Consider the following 13,876-nt stretch of genomic DNA (forward strand, 5'->3'; position numbering starts at 1 on the left):
AGGTGCGCCGCTCCTCTGACCCCGCCGCTTAGCGGACGCCCACCTCTTCCGCCGTCTGCACCCCGTTGCCCGGCCGATGTTCGCGCCGCTTGGCGGCCGCCGCGGCGAACGCCATGACCGCCACTCCGCGCCAGGGTGATGACCGCCCCGGCCCAGATGGGCGACGTGTAGCCGAATCCAGCGGTAATGGTGACCCCGCCCAGCCAGGCGCCCAGGGCATTACCCACGTTGAAGGCACCAATATTCGCGCCGGAGGCAAGCGTGGGAGCCCCGGGGGCATACTTCATGACGCGCATCTGCAGTCCGGGAACGGTGGCGAAGCCGAAGCCTCCCATGAGTACCAGTGAAATGACGGTTAGCACAGGGTTCGCGGCGGTCAGGGCGAACGCCACCAGCACCGCGAACAGGATGGCGAGTACCACCAGGAGTGTCCGGTCAACGTTACGGTCCGCAGCTTTTCCGCCCAGCGTGTTGCCGGCGAATAGTCCCACGCCAAAAACAATGAGCAGCCACGGGACGGCGGAGGCCGCAAAGCCCGAAACCTCGGTCAGCGTGTAGGCGATATAGGTGAACGCCCCGAACATGCCGCCGAAGCCAAGAATGGTCACCACGATGGACAGCCACACCTGCCCGGAGCGGAAGGCGCGCAGCTCGGAGCGAAGGCTTCCCGCCGTGTCGGCTTCACCGGCGTGCCGGGGCACCAGCGCAAGGATGCCGGCGAGCGCAGCCACCCCAATGGCCGTGATGGCCCAGAAGGTGGCCCGCCAACCGGCGGCCTGGCCCAGCAGCGTGCCGAACGGGACCCCCAGGACATTGGCTGCAGTGAGTCCGGTGAACATCAGCGCGATGGCACCGGCCTTCTTGCTGGGCGCGACCATGCCCGCGGCCACCACGGCTCCGATTCCGAAGAAGGCGCCATGCGAAAGGGCTGCGATGATCCGGCCCAACATCATGGGCCAGTAGCCGCCAGCGGTGGCGGAGAGCAGGTTTCCTGCGATGAACAGGACCAGCAGGGCCGCAAGCACCGGCTTGCGCTCGAACCTCGTCACGGCCGCCGTGAGGCCGAGTGCGCCCACCACCACCGAGAGCGCGTAACCGGAAATGAACCATCCGGCGGAGGCTTCGCTGACGCCGAAATCCGCTGCCACCTCCGGCAGCAGTCCGGCGATGACAAATTCGGTGAGTCCTATTCCGAAGCCGCCGAGGGCGAGGGCTATCAGGCCAACAGGCATGGGAATGCTCCTTCTAGTTGTAGTGGTTGGTTGTTCCTTGGAAGGGAAGGCGCCTAAGATAGTTGCAGACGCGGTATTTATTGTTGCACATGCAAATATACCGCGCAAGCAACTATCTGCATTCAATGATCGATGGCCGCCCGTTCGGCGCCATTTAGGTGAAGGAGCAACCATGGGCATCAAGGACGACGCCGTTGAGGTACGCGCCCAGGGATGGCGTACATTGGCGGCCTTGCATGGCTTGATCGAAGGTGAGCTGGAACGTTCCCTGCAGGCCGAGTCAAAGCTGTCCGTGGTGGAGTACACCGTGCTGGATGCCCTCAGCCGGCAGGACGGGTGGCATATGCGGATGCAGCAACTGGCCCGTGCCACGGCGCTCAGCCCCAGTGCCACCACGCGGCTGGTGAACCGGCTGGAGGACCGCGGCCTCCTGACCCGGATCCTGTGCGACGACGACCGCCGCGGCATCTACACCGAGCTGACCGCCAGCGGCATCAGCCTGCTCACGGAGGCCCGGCCGGTCCACGATGCCACCCTGGAGCGTGCGTTGGACGAGGCCCAGGCGGTCCCGGAGCTGGCGCCGCTGGTGGACGCCCTGCCGAGGCTGCACGCGCCGGCATAAAGCAGCAACCCCCGGAAGGATCATCATGGGGGTTGCTGCTTTGTGCGCGGGAACGGTCGGGGCCGGTCAGGGGATCGTTGCTGCTGCTTCCGTGGTTTGGCCGCCCCCCTCCTCCTGTCCTACTTGTAGAGGTCGGGCTTTGCCGCCAGCTTTACGGCAACCTTCTCACCGTTCTTCTGGGCTTCAACGCCGGCTTCACAGCACGCGGCGGTGGCGTACCCGTCCCAGGCGGAGGGGCCGCCGATCCCGCCGTTAAGTGCCGCGTCCACCCATGACTGGATTTCGACGTCGTAGGCTGCTCCGAAACGCTCCTCGAACCCGGGAGTGACGTTGCCGCCCCAACGGCCGGCGCTGCGGGTGTAGGGGCCGGTGTCCCCGCCGATGCTGACGACGCCGTCCTCGAAGGTGGCCTGGGTAGCCACTTCGTAGCCGAACTTGGCATTGACGTAGATTTCGACGTCGGCCAGGACGCCTGACTCGGTTTCAATCAGGACGTGCTGGGGATCGTGCTGGCCGTTGGGCGCAGTCCTGGTTGCCTTGCCCAGACGGACCTGGACGCTGGTGATTTCCTCGCCGGTGAAGTAGCGGATGGCGTCGAATTCGTGGACCACGGAATCGTTGATGAGCATCTCGTTGGTGAAGCCCTCGGGAGTGGTGGGGTTGCGGTGCTGGTGGTGGAGCATCAGCAGCTCACCTAGTTCCTGGTTCCTGATGATCGAGCCCAGCGCCGCGTATTCGGCGTCGAAACGGCGCATGAACCCCACCTGGATGCGCTGGTGGCCCAGCGCAACCTCCGCTTCGACGATTTTCCAGGACGATTCGGCGTCCGGGGTGAGCGGCTTTTCGCAGAGGATCGGAATGTCCTTGGCGAGCGCCTTGAGCAGGATGTCCTGGTGCAGGAAGCCGGGGGTGGCGATCAGGACCGCGTTGACGTCGCCGTTGTTGATGGCTTCCTCGGCGTCGGTAAGGGCGACGGCGCCGGGAATGCCTTCGACGGCGGCCTGGGCGCGGGCAAGGTCGACGTCGACGACGGCGGCCACTTCTGCTCCATGGATGCGCTTGTTCAGGCGCTGGATGTGGTCTGCGCCCATGCGGCCTGCACCGATGACAGCGACGCGGAGGGTTTCAGTCATTGTTCTGTCCTTTGTGGTGTCTGGGGCGGGTTAGCTGACGCTGGTGCGGGAGCCGCAGGACAGCAGGTAGTTTCGGGTGCGCTTGGCGATCGGCATGGGCACATCGAAGGCCACGGGGTACATGTCCTGCTCCACGATGCCGAAGATGGGCCGGTTCAGGGCTTCCACCGCTTCGATGACGGCACGCAGGTCCGGCAGCCCGTTCGGCGGTTCGGTCATGACCCCGGCCAGGTTGGCTGCAGCCCAGGTCATGTTCTCTTCATTGACCTTCTTCAGGATCTCCGGGTTGACCTGCTTCAGGTGCAGGTAGCCGATCCTGTCCGGGTAGTTCTTGATCAGTTCCAGGCTGGAGGCGCCGCAGTATTCGGCGTGCCCGGTGTCCAGGCACAGGTTGAGGTATTTCGGGTCCGTGGCTGCGAGGAGGGTTTCAATGTCCTCCTGCGCGCCCACGTGCGAGTCTGCGTGGGAGTGGAACTGCTGCTGCAGTCCGAAGTCCTCCAGGAGGGTCTTGCCCAGGCGGTTGTGGCCCGCGAACAGGTCGCTCCATGCCTTGTCGCTCAAGGTGCCGCTTTCCACGGGTTCGCCGGTGACGTCGTCGCGCCACATGGCCGGGATGACCACGATGTGCTCACCGCCCATGGCAGCGGTGAGCTCGGCGACCTTCCGTGCCGGCTCCCACGCGGCCTCCCACTGGTCCAGCCCACGGTGGAAGGCGGTGAACACGGTGCCTGCGGTGACTTTGAGGTCGCGCTGCCTCAGTTCCTCCGCCAGGCGGGTGGGATCGTTGGGCAAGTAGCCGTAGGGGCCAAGTTCGATCCACTTGTAGCCTGATTCGGCCACCTCGTCGAGGAAGCGTTCCCAGGGGGTCTGTTTGGGGTCGTCCGCGAACCACACGCCCCAGGAGTCCGGCGCCGTGCCGATGATCAGTTTGTTCTCAGTCATTATCTGTTCCTTTGCATCGACTGCTCCGTAGCTGTCGTTCTGGACGTTCAAAACGACGTTTACGGAGCAATCGATGGTGATGGTTTCTAGTTCGACGGGAAGTTGTAGGAGGCGCCGGAGGCGTGGTGGGTTTCGGGCCAGCGGGAGGTGACCACCTTGCCGCGGGTGTAGAAGCTGACGCCTTCGGGGCCGTAGATGTGCTTGTCGCCGAAGAGTGAGGCTTTCCAGCCGCCGAAGGAGTGGTAGGCCACGGGGACGGGCAGGGGCACGTTGATGCCGATCATACCGACGGTGACACTGCGTTGGAATGTGCGGGCGGCGGCGCCGGAGGAGGTGAAGATGGCGGTGCCGTTGCCGTAGGGGTTGGCGTTGATGAGCTTGATGCCCTCTTCCAGGGTGTCGACGCGGACCACGACGAGGACGGGTCCGAAGATTTCCTCCTGGTAGGCGGTCATTTCGGTCTTGACGTGGTCCAGGACGGTGGGACCCACCCAGAAGCCGTTTTCGTGGCCGGGGACCACGAGGTCGCGGCCGTCCACCACCATGGCGGCGCCGGCGGTTTCGGCTTCGGTGACGATCCGGACGATGCGTTCCTTGGAGGCGGGGGTGATGACCGGGCCCATTTCGGCGCCGGGGGCGGTGCCGTTGTTGACCTTCACGGCTTCGGCGCGCTCCTGGACTTTCGCCACCAGGGCGTCGGCGGCGTCCCCGACGGCTACGGCGACGGAGATGGCCATGCAGCGTTCCCCGGCGGAGCCGAAGGCGGCGGCGGCGAGGTGGTCGGCGGCGTTGTCCAGGTCGGCGTCGGGCAGGATGATGGCGTGGTTCTTGGCCCCTCCGAGGGCCTGGACGCGTTTGCCGTGCTTGGTGGCAGTTTCGTGGACGTACTGTGCGATCGGGGTGGAGCCGACGAAGGAGATGCCGTCCACGTCCGGGTGGGTCAGCAGCCCGTCGACGGTTTCCTTGTCCCCGTGCAGTACCTGGAACACGCCGTCCGGCAGGCCGGCTTCCTTCCAGAGCTTGGCGAGCAGCAGCGAGGCGGAGGGGTCGCGCTCGGAGGGCTTGAGGATGAACGCGTTGCCGGTGGCAATCGCCATCGGCGCCATCCACAGGGGCACCATGACGGGGAAGTTGAACGGGGTGATCCCGGCGACGACGCCGAGCGGCTCACGGAAGGAGAAGACATCGATGCCGGTGGAGACCTGGTCCGAGTAGTCGCCCTTGAGCAGGGTGGGGATCCCGCAGGCGTACTCGACGACTTCCAGGCCGCGGCCGATTTCGCCTTTGGCGTCGGAGAGGACCTTGCCGTGTTCGGCGGTAACCAGGGCCGCGAGGTCGTCAACATGGGCAGCGACGAGTTCACGGAACTTGAACAGCACGGCGGTGCGCTTGGCCAGGGAGATGTCGCCCCAGGTGTCGGCCGCTCTGCGGGCGGCGGCGACGGCGGTGTCCAGGTCGGCACGGTCGGCCAGGCGCAGCTCACCGGAGACAGCGCCGGTGGCCGGGTTGTACACGTTCGTGGTGCGGTCGCCCTGGCCGGCAGTTTCGGCGCCGTTGAGAAAGTGGTTGATAACGGTTGTCTGTGTATCGGTGGTCTGGGTGGTGGTGGCAGTCATGGGGACTCTTCCTTGAGTGGGTGGTGTCTGGAGGAGGTCAGCCGAGCAGTTTGCGCTGGCGTGACTTGTGGTCGGCGTAGGTCTGGAAGGCCTGCTTGGTGGAGTCCAGTTCGGAGACTTGGGAGACGGGGACGTCCCACCAGGACTCGGAGGACGGTGCGTCCAGCAGCGGATCGGACTCGACGTGGATCAGGATGGGTCCGCTGCCCTCGGGGGCGGCCTTGGCGTCGCGGATGGCCTGCTCGAGTTCAGCGATCACCTTCTCCCCCGGTTCGATCCGGATGACCTTCACGCCCAGGGATTCGGCGTTCAGGGCCAGGTCAACGGGCAAGGTCTCGCCGTCGTCGAAGCTGTGCGCCCCTTCGTCCAGCGCCCGGTACCGGGTGCCAAACCGCTGCGAACCCAGAGATTCGGACAGGGAACCGATGGAGGCGTAGCCGTGGTTCTGGATCAGGACCACGATCAGCTTGATCCGTTCGGCCACGGCGGTGACTAGTTCGGTGTGCATCATCAGGTAGGAGCCGTCGCCCACCATCACGACGACGTCCCGCACGTCCGCGCGGTCCGCACCTGCCGCCGTCGTACTGGCCGCTTCGGCGAGGACTGCACGCTTGACGCCGAGGCCGCCGGGGATTTCGTAGCCCATGCAGGAGTAGGCGTATTCGACGTGGTAGCCGAATGGGTCCCGGACGCGCCACATCTTGTGCAGGTCCCCGGGCAGGGATCCTGCCGCGCAAATGACGACGTCGCGGGCGTCCATGGCCCGGTTGGTGGCGCCGATGATCTCGTTCTGCGCCGGCAGCGGGGTGAACCGGGTATCGAACGCCTCGTCCACGGTGGCGTTCCAGCGCTTCTTCTCCGCCGCGACCTTTTGCTCAAGGTCGGCCCCGATGCGGTAGCCGCCCAGCGCTGCGTTCAGCTTCACCAGCGCCTTGCGGGCGTCCGCGACGATCGGGAGGCTGGTGCCGTGCTTGTACGCGTCGAGCGGGGCGACGTTGATGTTGATGAATTTCACGTCGGGGTTCTGGAATGCGGTCCGGGATGCGGTGGTGAAGTCCTCGTAGCGGGTGCCGATGCCGATGATCAGGTCTGCCTCGGCTGCGATGGCGTTGGCCGCCGTCGTGCCGGTGGAGCCGACCGCTCCGAGGCTGAACTTGTGGTCCCAGGGCAGGACGCCGACGCCGGCCTGGGTGTTGCCTACCGGGATGCCTGTCAGCTCGGCGAACTTCGCCAGTTCGTCGTTGGCGTAGGCGTAGAGGACGCCGCCGCCGGCGATAATCAGCGGCCGCTTCGCAGCCCGGATGGCCGCTGCTGCGCGGGCGATGTCGTCGTCGTCGGCCTCGGGGCGGCGGATCCGCCATTCCCGTTCGGCCAGGAACTCCTCGGGGACGTCGAAGGCCTCGGCCTGGACGTCCTGCGGCAGCGATATGGTCACCGCGCCGGTCTCGGCCGGGTCGGTCAACACGCGCAGGCCGTGGTGGAACGCCGAAAACAGCTGCTCGGGCCGGTTGACGCGGTCGAAGAACTTGGACAGCGGCCGGAACGCGTCAATGACAGTGATGTCGTAGGCGTGGGGCTGCTCCAGCTGCTGCAGCACCGGGTCCGCGGCTCGGGTAGCGAAGGTGTCGGACGGCAGCAGCAGGACGGGCAGTCGGTTGGTGGTGGCCAGCGCGGCACCGGTGAGCAGGTTCGAAGACCCGGGGCCGATGGAGGTACTGATCGCGAAAGTCTGGCGGCGGCGGGTATGCCGGGCGTAGCCGACGGCCTGGTGGACCTGCGCCTGCTCATTCCGGCCCTGGTAGTACGGCATCAGGGTGGGGTCCAGCTGCTGGCACTGCTTCAGCGCCTGGCCCACGCCGGCAACGTTGCCGTGACCGAAGATCCCGAACGTCCCCGGGATGAGCCGCTGCCGGTACTGAACACCGCCCACCGTATCGACGGTGTACTGCTTGGACAGGTATTCGACGACGGCCTGCGCCACCGTCATCCTGCGCGTTCCTGTTGTGCCCATAGGGACTACTCCGATGCTTCCGTGGTGTGGTGCAGCAGCGAGGCGGCGGTAGCGACGGCGCCGGCGACGTCCCCGTCTGCGGGATAGAGAAGGGTGCGCCCAACCGTGAGGCCCTGGACGCCCGGAAGGGCCAGTGCGGCTTCCCAGGTAGCGAAAACCTCATCCTGGGTGCCGTCCGGGTCCCCGCCCAGCAGGACCGTGGGCATGGTGGTGGCCGCCATGACGCGTTCCATCTCCGCGACGACCGGCAGCTTCATCCAGGTGTAAGCGCTGGTGGACCCCAGGCCCTCGGCGATCGCGATGGACTTGATCACGGCGTTCGTGGACAGGTCGTTGCGGACCCGGCCGTTCTCGCGGACAGACAGAAACGGTTCCACCATGGCAATGAGCTTCCGCTCGGCCAGCGAATCAATGGCCTTCGCGGTCGCCTCCAGGGTTGCCACGGTGTCCGGGTCGCCCAGGCAGATGCGGGTCAGCATCTTCCCGCCGTCAGCGCCGAGTGCCTCCAGTGCCGCCGCCGTGTGGCCCGTGAACCGGTCATCGATCTCGTTGACCAGCCCGGCCAGCCCGCCGCGGTTCATCGAACCGAACACGAGTTTCCCGTCAAGGGCGCCGAGCAGCAGGAGGTCGTCCATGATGTCCGGGGAGGCCAGGACACCGTCCACGGCCGGGTCGGCCAAGGCGATCTGCAGCCGGTCCAGCAGCTGCCGGCGGTCTGCCATGGCCACCGGATCAGGCCCGACAGCCAGGGCGCCGCGGGCCGGGTGGTCGGCGGCGACGATGAAGTTCTGCCGTCCCGATTTCAAGCCCGGGTGGCGGCGGCGGGACTTCGCGGCGCGGGCCACAGCCTCCGGGTCCTCGAGGCGGATGGTGCTCAGGTGCTCGTAACGGCGCGGATCATCATCCACGGCGCGGTTGGAGGCAATCGGGGTGAGGGTCACAGTGCTGCTCCTTCGGTGGCAAGCTGCGCATTCGCACCGGAAACACCAGTGCCGGGAACACCTGTGCCGGGAACCGGCCGGCCGCGTTCTGCCAGCAGCGAGGTGACCTCGGCCGGCGTCGGCATGGCATCCGCGCAGGACAGCCGAGAGGCGACGATCGCGCCGGCGGCATTGGCGTAATCCAGGACCTGGGCCAGCGGCCAGCCGGAGAGCAACCCATGGCAGAAGGCGCCGCCGAAGGAATCGCCCGCCCCCAGGCCGTTCAGGGTTTCCACCGGCACGGGCGCGGAGACAACGCGCTCGGTGCGGGTCTTGGCCATTACGCCCTCGGCACCAAGCTTCACGACGGCGATCTCCACGCCCGCGGCCAGCAACCGGTCCGCCTGCTCATCCGGGGTGCCCTCCCCCACCGCGACGGCGCATTCCTTGTCATTGCCGATAGCCACCGTAACGTGCGGCAGGACCTTGGCCACCTCCGCCCGGGCCTCCTCCTCGGACGCCCAGAACATGGGCCGGTAATCCAGGTCCAGAATGGTGAAGTGCCCGGGGGCAAGGCTGGTCCGGGGACGGGCCTGGTGCGCGGCAATGTGGGCGCTCCGGGACGGTTCCTGGCACAGGCCCGTCACGGTGGACCAGAAGATGCCGGCCTCCCGGACGGCGTCCAGGTCCAGCTCTTCAGCCCTGATCTGCAGGTCCGGTGCCGTCGGAAACCGGCCGTAGAAGTACAGCGGGAACTCATCAGTGGCGGGCTTGATCGCGCAAAAGGTGACCGCTGTGGGCCAGTCCTTCACCGGGGTGACGAAGGTGTCATCGACGTTGAACTTGCGCAGTTCGCGGTGGAGGTAGGTGCCGAACGGGTCGTCCCCGGTCCGGCTGATGACACCGGTCCGGCGGCCATGCCGGGCGGCAGCAACAGCGACATTGGACGGTGAACCACCCAGGTATTTGCCGAAGGAATTAACATCCTCCAGGCCAACCCCGATGTCGTTCGGGTAGATATCAACGCTGATGCGCCCGATCGTAAGAAGCTCGTGGGTCACGGAAATCGTGGACCTTTCTGGTGTGGAACTCGAATCCTTTGAAGGGCGGGAGCTCCGGAACTGGCAGGCCGTGGTGTGGGCCACATGCCCTACTCTTCCCTAGATCAGATGTCCTGTCAAAAGTTTGTAATGACATACTGACAACACCCCTGAGCCCATTGACTGCACTCCCACCCGGGCCGGAAGCTACTGCTGGGGAACCGCCAGCGAACCGGTGACATACTGCGCCCGGCCAAACCCGAAGGACCAGTCGCCCGCAATGCGGACCAAGGGCATGATCGCCCTCCTTCAAGATTTGCACTGACGTACTAACAAAATCCGAAGGAAGGAAACAACCCTTGTGCAAAGCGCGCCGGAGGGGCTAGCCTTAATCAACCGAAAGGTTGATAAACATATAGGTTGATTAAGTGAGGAATGACAGTGATCTCCGATGACACGGCTCTGGACGTGGCCTTCATGGCCCTGGCCGATCCCGTCCGTCGCAGCATCATCGCCCGGCTCAGCAGGGGCCCGGCAACAGTGAACGAATTGGCAGAACCTTTCGAGATCTCCAAGCAGGCGGTTTCAAAACACATCCAGGTGCTCGAGCAGGCGGAACTGGTGACCCGGACCAGGGACGCGCAGCGCAGGCCCGTCCATCTGAACCCGGCGCGGCTTGAGGCATTGACCGCATGGATCGACCAATACCGGCTGGTCCGCGAAGGCCAGTTCCGGAGCCTCGACGCCGTTCTTCGATCAAGCGCCGCGCACAGCGGCGAGCCATTCAATGGCGGCCAATCCACCAAGGAGTCATGATGAGCAATTCCCTGAAACTCAGCGTTCCCGAGGGCGTCCCCTTCATCGATTACGAGCGCGAGTTCGATTTCCCGGTCGCGGACGTGTTCCGCGCGCATAAAGAACCAGACCTCATTGTCCAGTGGCTGGGCCCGCGGGGCATGAAGATGGACATTGACCACTACGATTTCCGCACCGGCGGCAGCTACAGCTACCTGCACACCGGACGGGACGGCGTTGCCTACGAGTTCAAGGGCATCTTCCACACTGTCCGGGACAACGAATTCGCCATCCAAACCTTTGAGTTCGGCGGATATCCGGATGTCGTGAGCCTGGAGTTCATGACATTTGAGGACCTTGGCAACGGACGGACCCGCCTGCGGGGACACTCTGTCTACCCCAGCCAGGAAGCGCGCGATGGTATGGCCCAGTCCGGTATGGAGGGCGGCATGTCCGAAGGCTATGAGCGGCTGGAAGAACTGCTGGCCGGGGCGCCGGCTCCTGCCTGACGCAAAAGCATTGCTTCGTCCAGGACCCGGCCCAGGTTCGCGGCGTCGTGGGCGAACCGGCCCAGGAAGAGCCCGTCCGCGGCTGCCAGTTGCGGCAGCAGTCCGGGACCTGCGCTGCCGCCGTAAATGAGGGGGCAGCGCGGGCCCAGCGCGGCCCGGATCATTGTGAGGACGGCGTTCACATGCGTGGCTGGGGCGGGCTGGTCAGCGCCGATAGCCCACACGGGTTCGTAGGCAAGGACCAGTCGGGGCAGCAGCGCCGGGTCGCCGCCCGCGGCGGCCAGGACCTGACCCACGCAGAAGTCGGCGGCAGCCGCGGCGTCGAGCCTGTCCGGCTCACCGATGCACAGCAACGGGGCGAGGGAATGGCCGACGGCGGCGCGCACCTTGCGTGCCACCACGGCGTCGTCTTCTCCGAACAACCGGCGGCGTTCGGCGTGGCCGATTTCAACGAGCGAGACGCCGAGTTCGGCCAGCATGCCCGGGCTGACTTCCCCGGTGAGGGGCCCGTCCCCCCACCCGCAGTTCTGCGCCCCGAGCAGCACGGGCGAGCCGGCGAGGATTTTCCCGGCCTCGGCGAGTACCGGGAAGGAAGGGATGACGAAGACCCGGACCGGGGCATCCTGTGCGGCCAGTCCGGGCCTGTCATCGACGATGGAGCGCACCTCCGACAGCCAGCGCAGGCTTGCCTGGTAGCCCAGGTACATTTTGGTGCTGACACCGATGTAGAGGGCGCCGTTGCCTGTGCTGCTGCCGGAGGTGCTCATCGTTTTTCCTTGGGTTGGTGCCGGCGGGTGGTGTCCCTGCCAAGCGCTCAGTCGAGCAGTTCGTCGGCCTTGTTCTTGAAGCGCTTGGTAGCGTACATCATCGCTGCCGCCACGAACGGCAGGACGCCCAGGGCGTAGACGCCCATGGATCCGGTGGGCGACTGCGTTGCCTCGTTGACCGCGGTCCGCAGGATCGGTGCCACGAACCCACCCAGGTTGCCCAGGGAGTTGATCAGGCCGATGCCGGCCGCGGCGGCGGAGCCGGCGAGGAAGGCGGTGGGATAGGCCCAGACCACGGGGCCCACGGCCAGGAAGCTGCAGACGGCCAGGGTTATGAAGATCATGCCCAGGACCGGCTGGTGGTTGGTCCCCGCCCACGCGGAGCCGAAGATGCACAGGCCGGTGGAGATGAACAGTATGGTGCCGAACTTACGCCGCTTGGCCACCGTGTCTGCGGCCTTGCCGATGAAGTAGCAGGAGAAGATGCCGAAGAACCACGGCACGGCGATCAGCAGGCCGACGGCGAGTCCCACCTTCTGCCCGGTCAGGGACGACACCTGCTGCGGCAGGAAGAACGTCACGCCGTAGACGGCGACCTGCAGGCAGAAGTAGATGGCGGTAAAGTACCAGACCCGGCCGTTGCGCATGGCGGCGAGGATGCCCCGGGGGCCGGTCTCGTCCTTGATGGTGTCCTCGAGCGCCATGACTTCCTTGAGCGCGTACTTTTCCTCGCTGTTGAGGAACTTGGCCTTTTCCGGGCCATTGATCAGGAAGAAGAAGGCGGCGATGCCGGCCAGGACTGCAAGCAGGCCCTCGACGAAGAACATGACCTGCCAGCCGCGCAGGCCGGGCACCTGGTCGCCGATGTTGATCAGCCAGCCGGACATCGGGTTGCCGATCATTTGGGAGAACGGCTGGGCCAGGTAGAAGATGGCGAACATCTGGACGCGCACCTTGTTGGGGAACCATTCGGCCAGGTACATGATCACGCCCGGGAACAAGCCGGCCTCGGTCACGCCGAGGAGGAACCGCAGGATCACGAACGAGGTCTCGCCCTGGACGAAGGCGAAGCACGCCGAAACGATGCCCCAGGTGATGGCGATGCGCGCCAGCCAGATCTTGGCGCCAACCTTCTTGAGCAGCAGGTTGCTGGGGATCTCGAAGATCGCGTAGCCAATGAAGAAGATGCCTGCGCCCAGGGCGAAGGCCGCGGCGGACACCCCCTTGTCCGCTCCCAGGGCCGCCTCGGCAAAGCCGACGTTGGTGCGGTCCAGGAACGAAACGACGTACAGGATGACCAGCATCGGCATGAGCCGGCGGGCCGCCTTGAAGATCGCGGACTTCAGGACCGGCCGGGCCAGGAGTTCCTTGGATGTTGCGGTGGTTTCAGACACAGCACTCTCCTTCGAGTGGGTGACGATAGGGGGCCTGCGGGCCGGCGGCCCGCAGGGCTTGTGGTGACACCCCGCGTTGTGATGGCGGGAAGGGTGCGGTCAGTGCATGTACAGGCCGCCGTCCACGTTCAGCGTCTGGCCGGAGATGTACCCGGCGTCCTCGCCAATAAGGAAAGAGATGGCTGCCGCGACATCGCGGGTAGTGCCCACCCGGTTCACCACCAGGTCCTTGACAAGTTCATCCTTGCGTTCCTCGCTGAGGGTGCCGCCCATGATGTCGGTATCGATAGGCCCGGGTGAGATGGCGTTGACGGTGATGTCGTACTCCCCCAGTTCCCGGGCGGTGGCGCGGGTCAAGCCGATGACGCCGGCCTTGGCCACGGAGTACGGGGTTTTGCTGAACGTTCCACCGCCGCGCTGGGCGGAGACAGAGGAGATGTTGACGATCCGCCCCAGCCGGTTCCTGGCCATCGATTCGGCCGCCCGGCGGGTGGCGTAGTGGACGCCGTTCATGTTGATGTTGAGCACGCGGTCCCATTCGGCGCCGTCGAGTTCGAGATAGGGAACCGGTGAGCTGACCCCGGCGATGTTCGCCAAGGCCACCAGCTGGGGAAGTTCGGCCTCGATTTCGTCGATGGCCGCGCGTACCGAGGCCTCGTCGCCAATATTGGCGCCGGCGCCGTGGGCTTTGACGCCATGCTTTTCCGCGAGGTCCCGGGCCAGGTTCTTGCTGGCAGTATCGTCAAGGTCGATCACGCCGATGTTCCAGCCGCGTTCGGCCAGGTATTCCGCGGTGGCCCGGCCGATGCCGCGTTCGGACACGGCGCCGGTAACGATCACCGTGCGGTCTGGGGGAAATGAAGTCATGGTTGTTTCCTTCGTGTGGAGTGTCCGG

At 65.8% G+C, this 13,876-nt stretch carries 12 protein-coding genes and 1 pseudogene; 3 read left to right on the forward strand and 10 right to left on the reverse strand.

Annotated elements, in window-relative coordinates:
* Positions 1-28: 28 nt before the first annotated feature.
* Positions 29-1,232, reverse strand: a pseudogene (locus QF050_RS19795) (MFS transporter).
* Positions 1,233-1,404: 172 nt separating this feature from the next.
* Here QF050_RS19795 and QF050_RS19800 point away from each other — a divergent pair.
* The gene (locus QF050_RS19800; RefSeq protein WP_308931970.1) at positions 1,405-1,854 is read left to right on the forward strand and encodes a MarR family transcriptional regulator; all 450 of its coding nucleotides are present in this window, start codon (positions 1,405-1,407) and stop codon (positions 1,852-1,854) included.
* A gap of 119 nt (positions 1,855-1,973) precedes the next feature.
* On the opposite strand, the gene QF050_RS19805 is transcribed toward QF050_RS19800, so the two are convergent.
* The 6 genes from QF050_RS19805 to iolC form a co-directional block, all read right to left on the reverse strand.
* Positions 1,974-2,987, reverse strand: coding sequence for a Gfo/Idh/MocA family oxidoreductase (locus QF050_RS19805; protein WP_308931971.1), 1,014 nt, complete (start codon positions 2,985-2,987; stop codon positions 1,974-1,976).
* Between the two features lie 30 nt (positions 2,988-3,017).
* Positions 3,018-3,929 (reverse strand): sugar phosphate isomerase/epimerase, encoded by a 912-nt coding sequence (locus tag QF050_RS19810; RefSeq protein WP_308931972.1) that lies wholly within the window; start codon positions 3,927-3,929, stop codon positions 3,018-3,020.
* 86 nt (positions 3,930-4,015) lie between these two features.
* Positions 4,016-5,545, reverse strand: a complete 1,530-nt coding sequence (locus tag QF050_RS19815; protein ID WP_308931973.1) for a CoA-acylating methylmalonate-semialdehyde dehydrogenase — start codon at positions 5,543-5,545, stop codon at positions 4,016-4,018.
* A gap of 37 nt (positions 5,546-5,582) precedes the next feature.
* Positions 5,583-7,532: a 3D-(3,5/4)-trihydroxycyclohexane-1,2-dione acylhydrolase (decyclizing) gene (iolD, locus tag QF050_RS19820; protein ID WP_308931974.1), complete on the reverse strand. Its 1,950-nt coding sequence runs from the start codon at positions 7,530-7,532 to the stop codon at positions 5,583-5,585.
* A 29-nt stretch (positions 7,533-7,561) separates the two neighbouring features.
* Positions 7,562-8,497, reverse strand: coding sequence for a deoxyribose-phosphate aldolase (locus QF050_RS19825; RefSeq protein WP_308931975.1), 936 nt, complete (start codon positions 8,495-8,497; stop codon positions 7,562-7,564).
* On the reverse strand, positions 8,494-9,537 hold the full coding sequence (gene iolC / locus QF050_RS19830; protein ID WP_308931976.1) for a 5-dehydro-2-deoxygluconokinase: 1,044 nt from the start codon (positions 9,535-9,537) through the stop codon (positions 8,494-8,496). The genes QF050_RS19825 and iolC overlap by 4 nt, the downstream gene beginning before the upstream one ends.
* A 420-nt stretch (positions 9,538-9,957) precedes the next feature.
* On the opposite strand from iolC, the gene QF050_RS19835 reads away from it, so the two are divergent.
* Together QF050_RS19835 and QF050_RS19840 are read left to right on the forward strand one after the other, a co-directional pair.
* Entirely contained in the window at positions 9,958-10,332 is a 375-nt protein-coding gene (locus QF050_RS19835; protein WP_308931977.1) for a metalloregulator ArsR/SmtB family transcription factor, read from the forward strand.
* Complete coding sequence (locus QF050_RS19840) at positions 10,332-10,820, forward strand: SRPBCC family protein (protein WP_308931978.1); 489 nt, start codon at positions 10,332-10,334, stop codon at positions 10,818-10,820. The genes QF050_RS19835 and QF050_RS19840 overlap by 1 nt, the downstream gene beginning before the upstream one ends.
* On the opposite strand, the gene QF050_RS19845 is transcribed toward QF050_RS19840, so the two are convergent.
* The 3 genes from QF050_RS19845 to QF050_RS19855 form a co-directional block, all read right to left on the reverse strand.
* Complete coding sequence (locus tag QF050_RS19845; protein WP_308931979.1) at positions 10,772-11,587, reverse strand: triose-phosphate isomerase family protein; 816 nt, start codon at positions 11,585-11,587, stop codon at positions 10,772-10,774. The genes QF050_RS19840 and QF050_RS19845 overlap by 49 nt on opposite strands.
* Before the next feature lie 47 nt (positions 11,588-11,634).
* Positions 11,635-12,981, reverse strand: coding sequence for an MFS transporter (locus QF050_RS19850; protein ID WP_308931980.1), 1,347 nt, complete (start codon positions 12,979-12,981; stop codon positions 11,635-11,637).
* Positions 12,982-13,080: 99 nt separating this feature from the next.
* Entirely contained in the window at positions 13,081-13,848 is a 768-nt protein-coding gene (locus tag QF050_RS19855) for an SDR family oxidoreductase (RefSeq protein WP_308931981.1), read from the reverse strand.
* Positions 13,849-13,876: the final 28 nt, after the last annotated feature.

This window comes from Arthrobacter sp. SLBN-112, from assembly GCF_030944625.1.
In the GTDB taxonomy this organism is placed as follows: Bacteria; Actinomycetota; Actinomycetes; order Actinomycetales; family Micrococcaceae; genus Arthrobacter.

Coding starts and splice junctions, on each gene's coding strand:
- iolD (WP_308931974.1), bottom strand. CDS start 7,532: ATGACGGTGGCGCAGGCCGTCGTCGAATACCTGTCCAAGCAGTACACC.
- QF050_RS19810 (WP_308931972.1), bottom strand. CDS start 3,929: ATGACTGAGAACAAACTGATCATCGGCACGGCGCCGGACTCCTGGGGC.
- QF050_RS19855 (WP_308931981.1), bottom strand. CDS start 13,848: ATGACTTCATTTCCCCCAGACCGCACGGTGATCGTTACCGGCGCCGTG.
- QF050_RS19805 (WP_308931971.1), bottom strand. CDS start 2,987: ATGACTGAAACCCTCCGCGTCGCTGTCATCGGTGCAGGCCGCATGGGC.
- QF050_RS19845 (WP_308931979.1), bottom strand. CDS start 11,587: ATGAGCACCTCCGGCAGCAGCACAGGCAACGGCGCCCTCTACATCGGT.
- QF050_RS19815 (WP_308931973.1), bottom strand. CDS start 5,545: ATGACTGCCACCACCACCCAGACCACCGATACACAGACAACCGTTATC.
- QF050_RS19800 (WP_308931970.1), top strand. CDS start 1,405: ATGGGCATCAAGGACGACGCCGTTGAGGTACGCGCCCAGGGATGGCGT.
- QF050_RS19840 (WP_308931978.1), top strand. CDS start 10,332: ATGAGCAATTCCCTGAAACTCAGCGTTCCCGAGGGCGTCCCCTTCATC.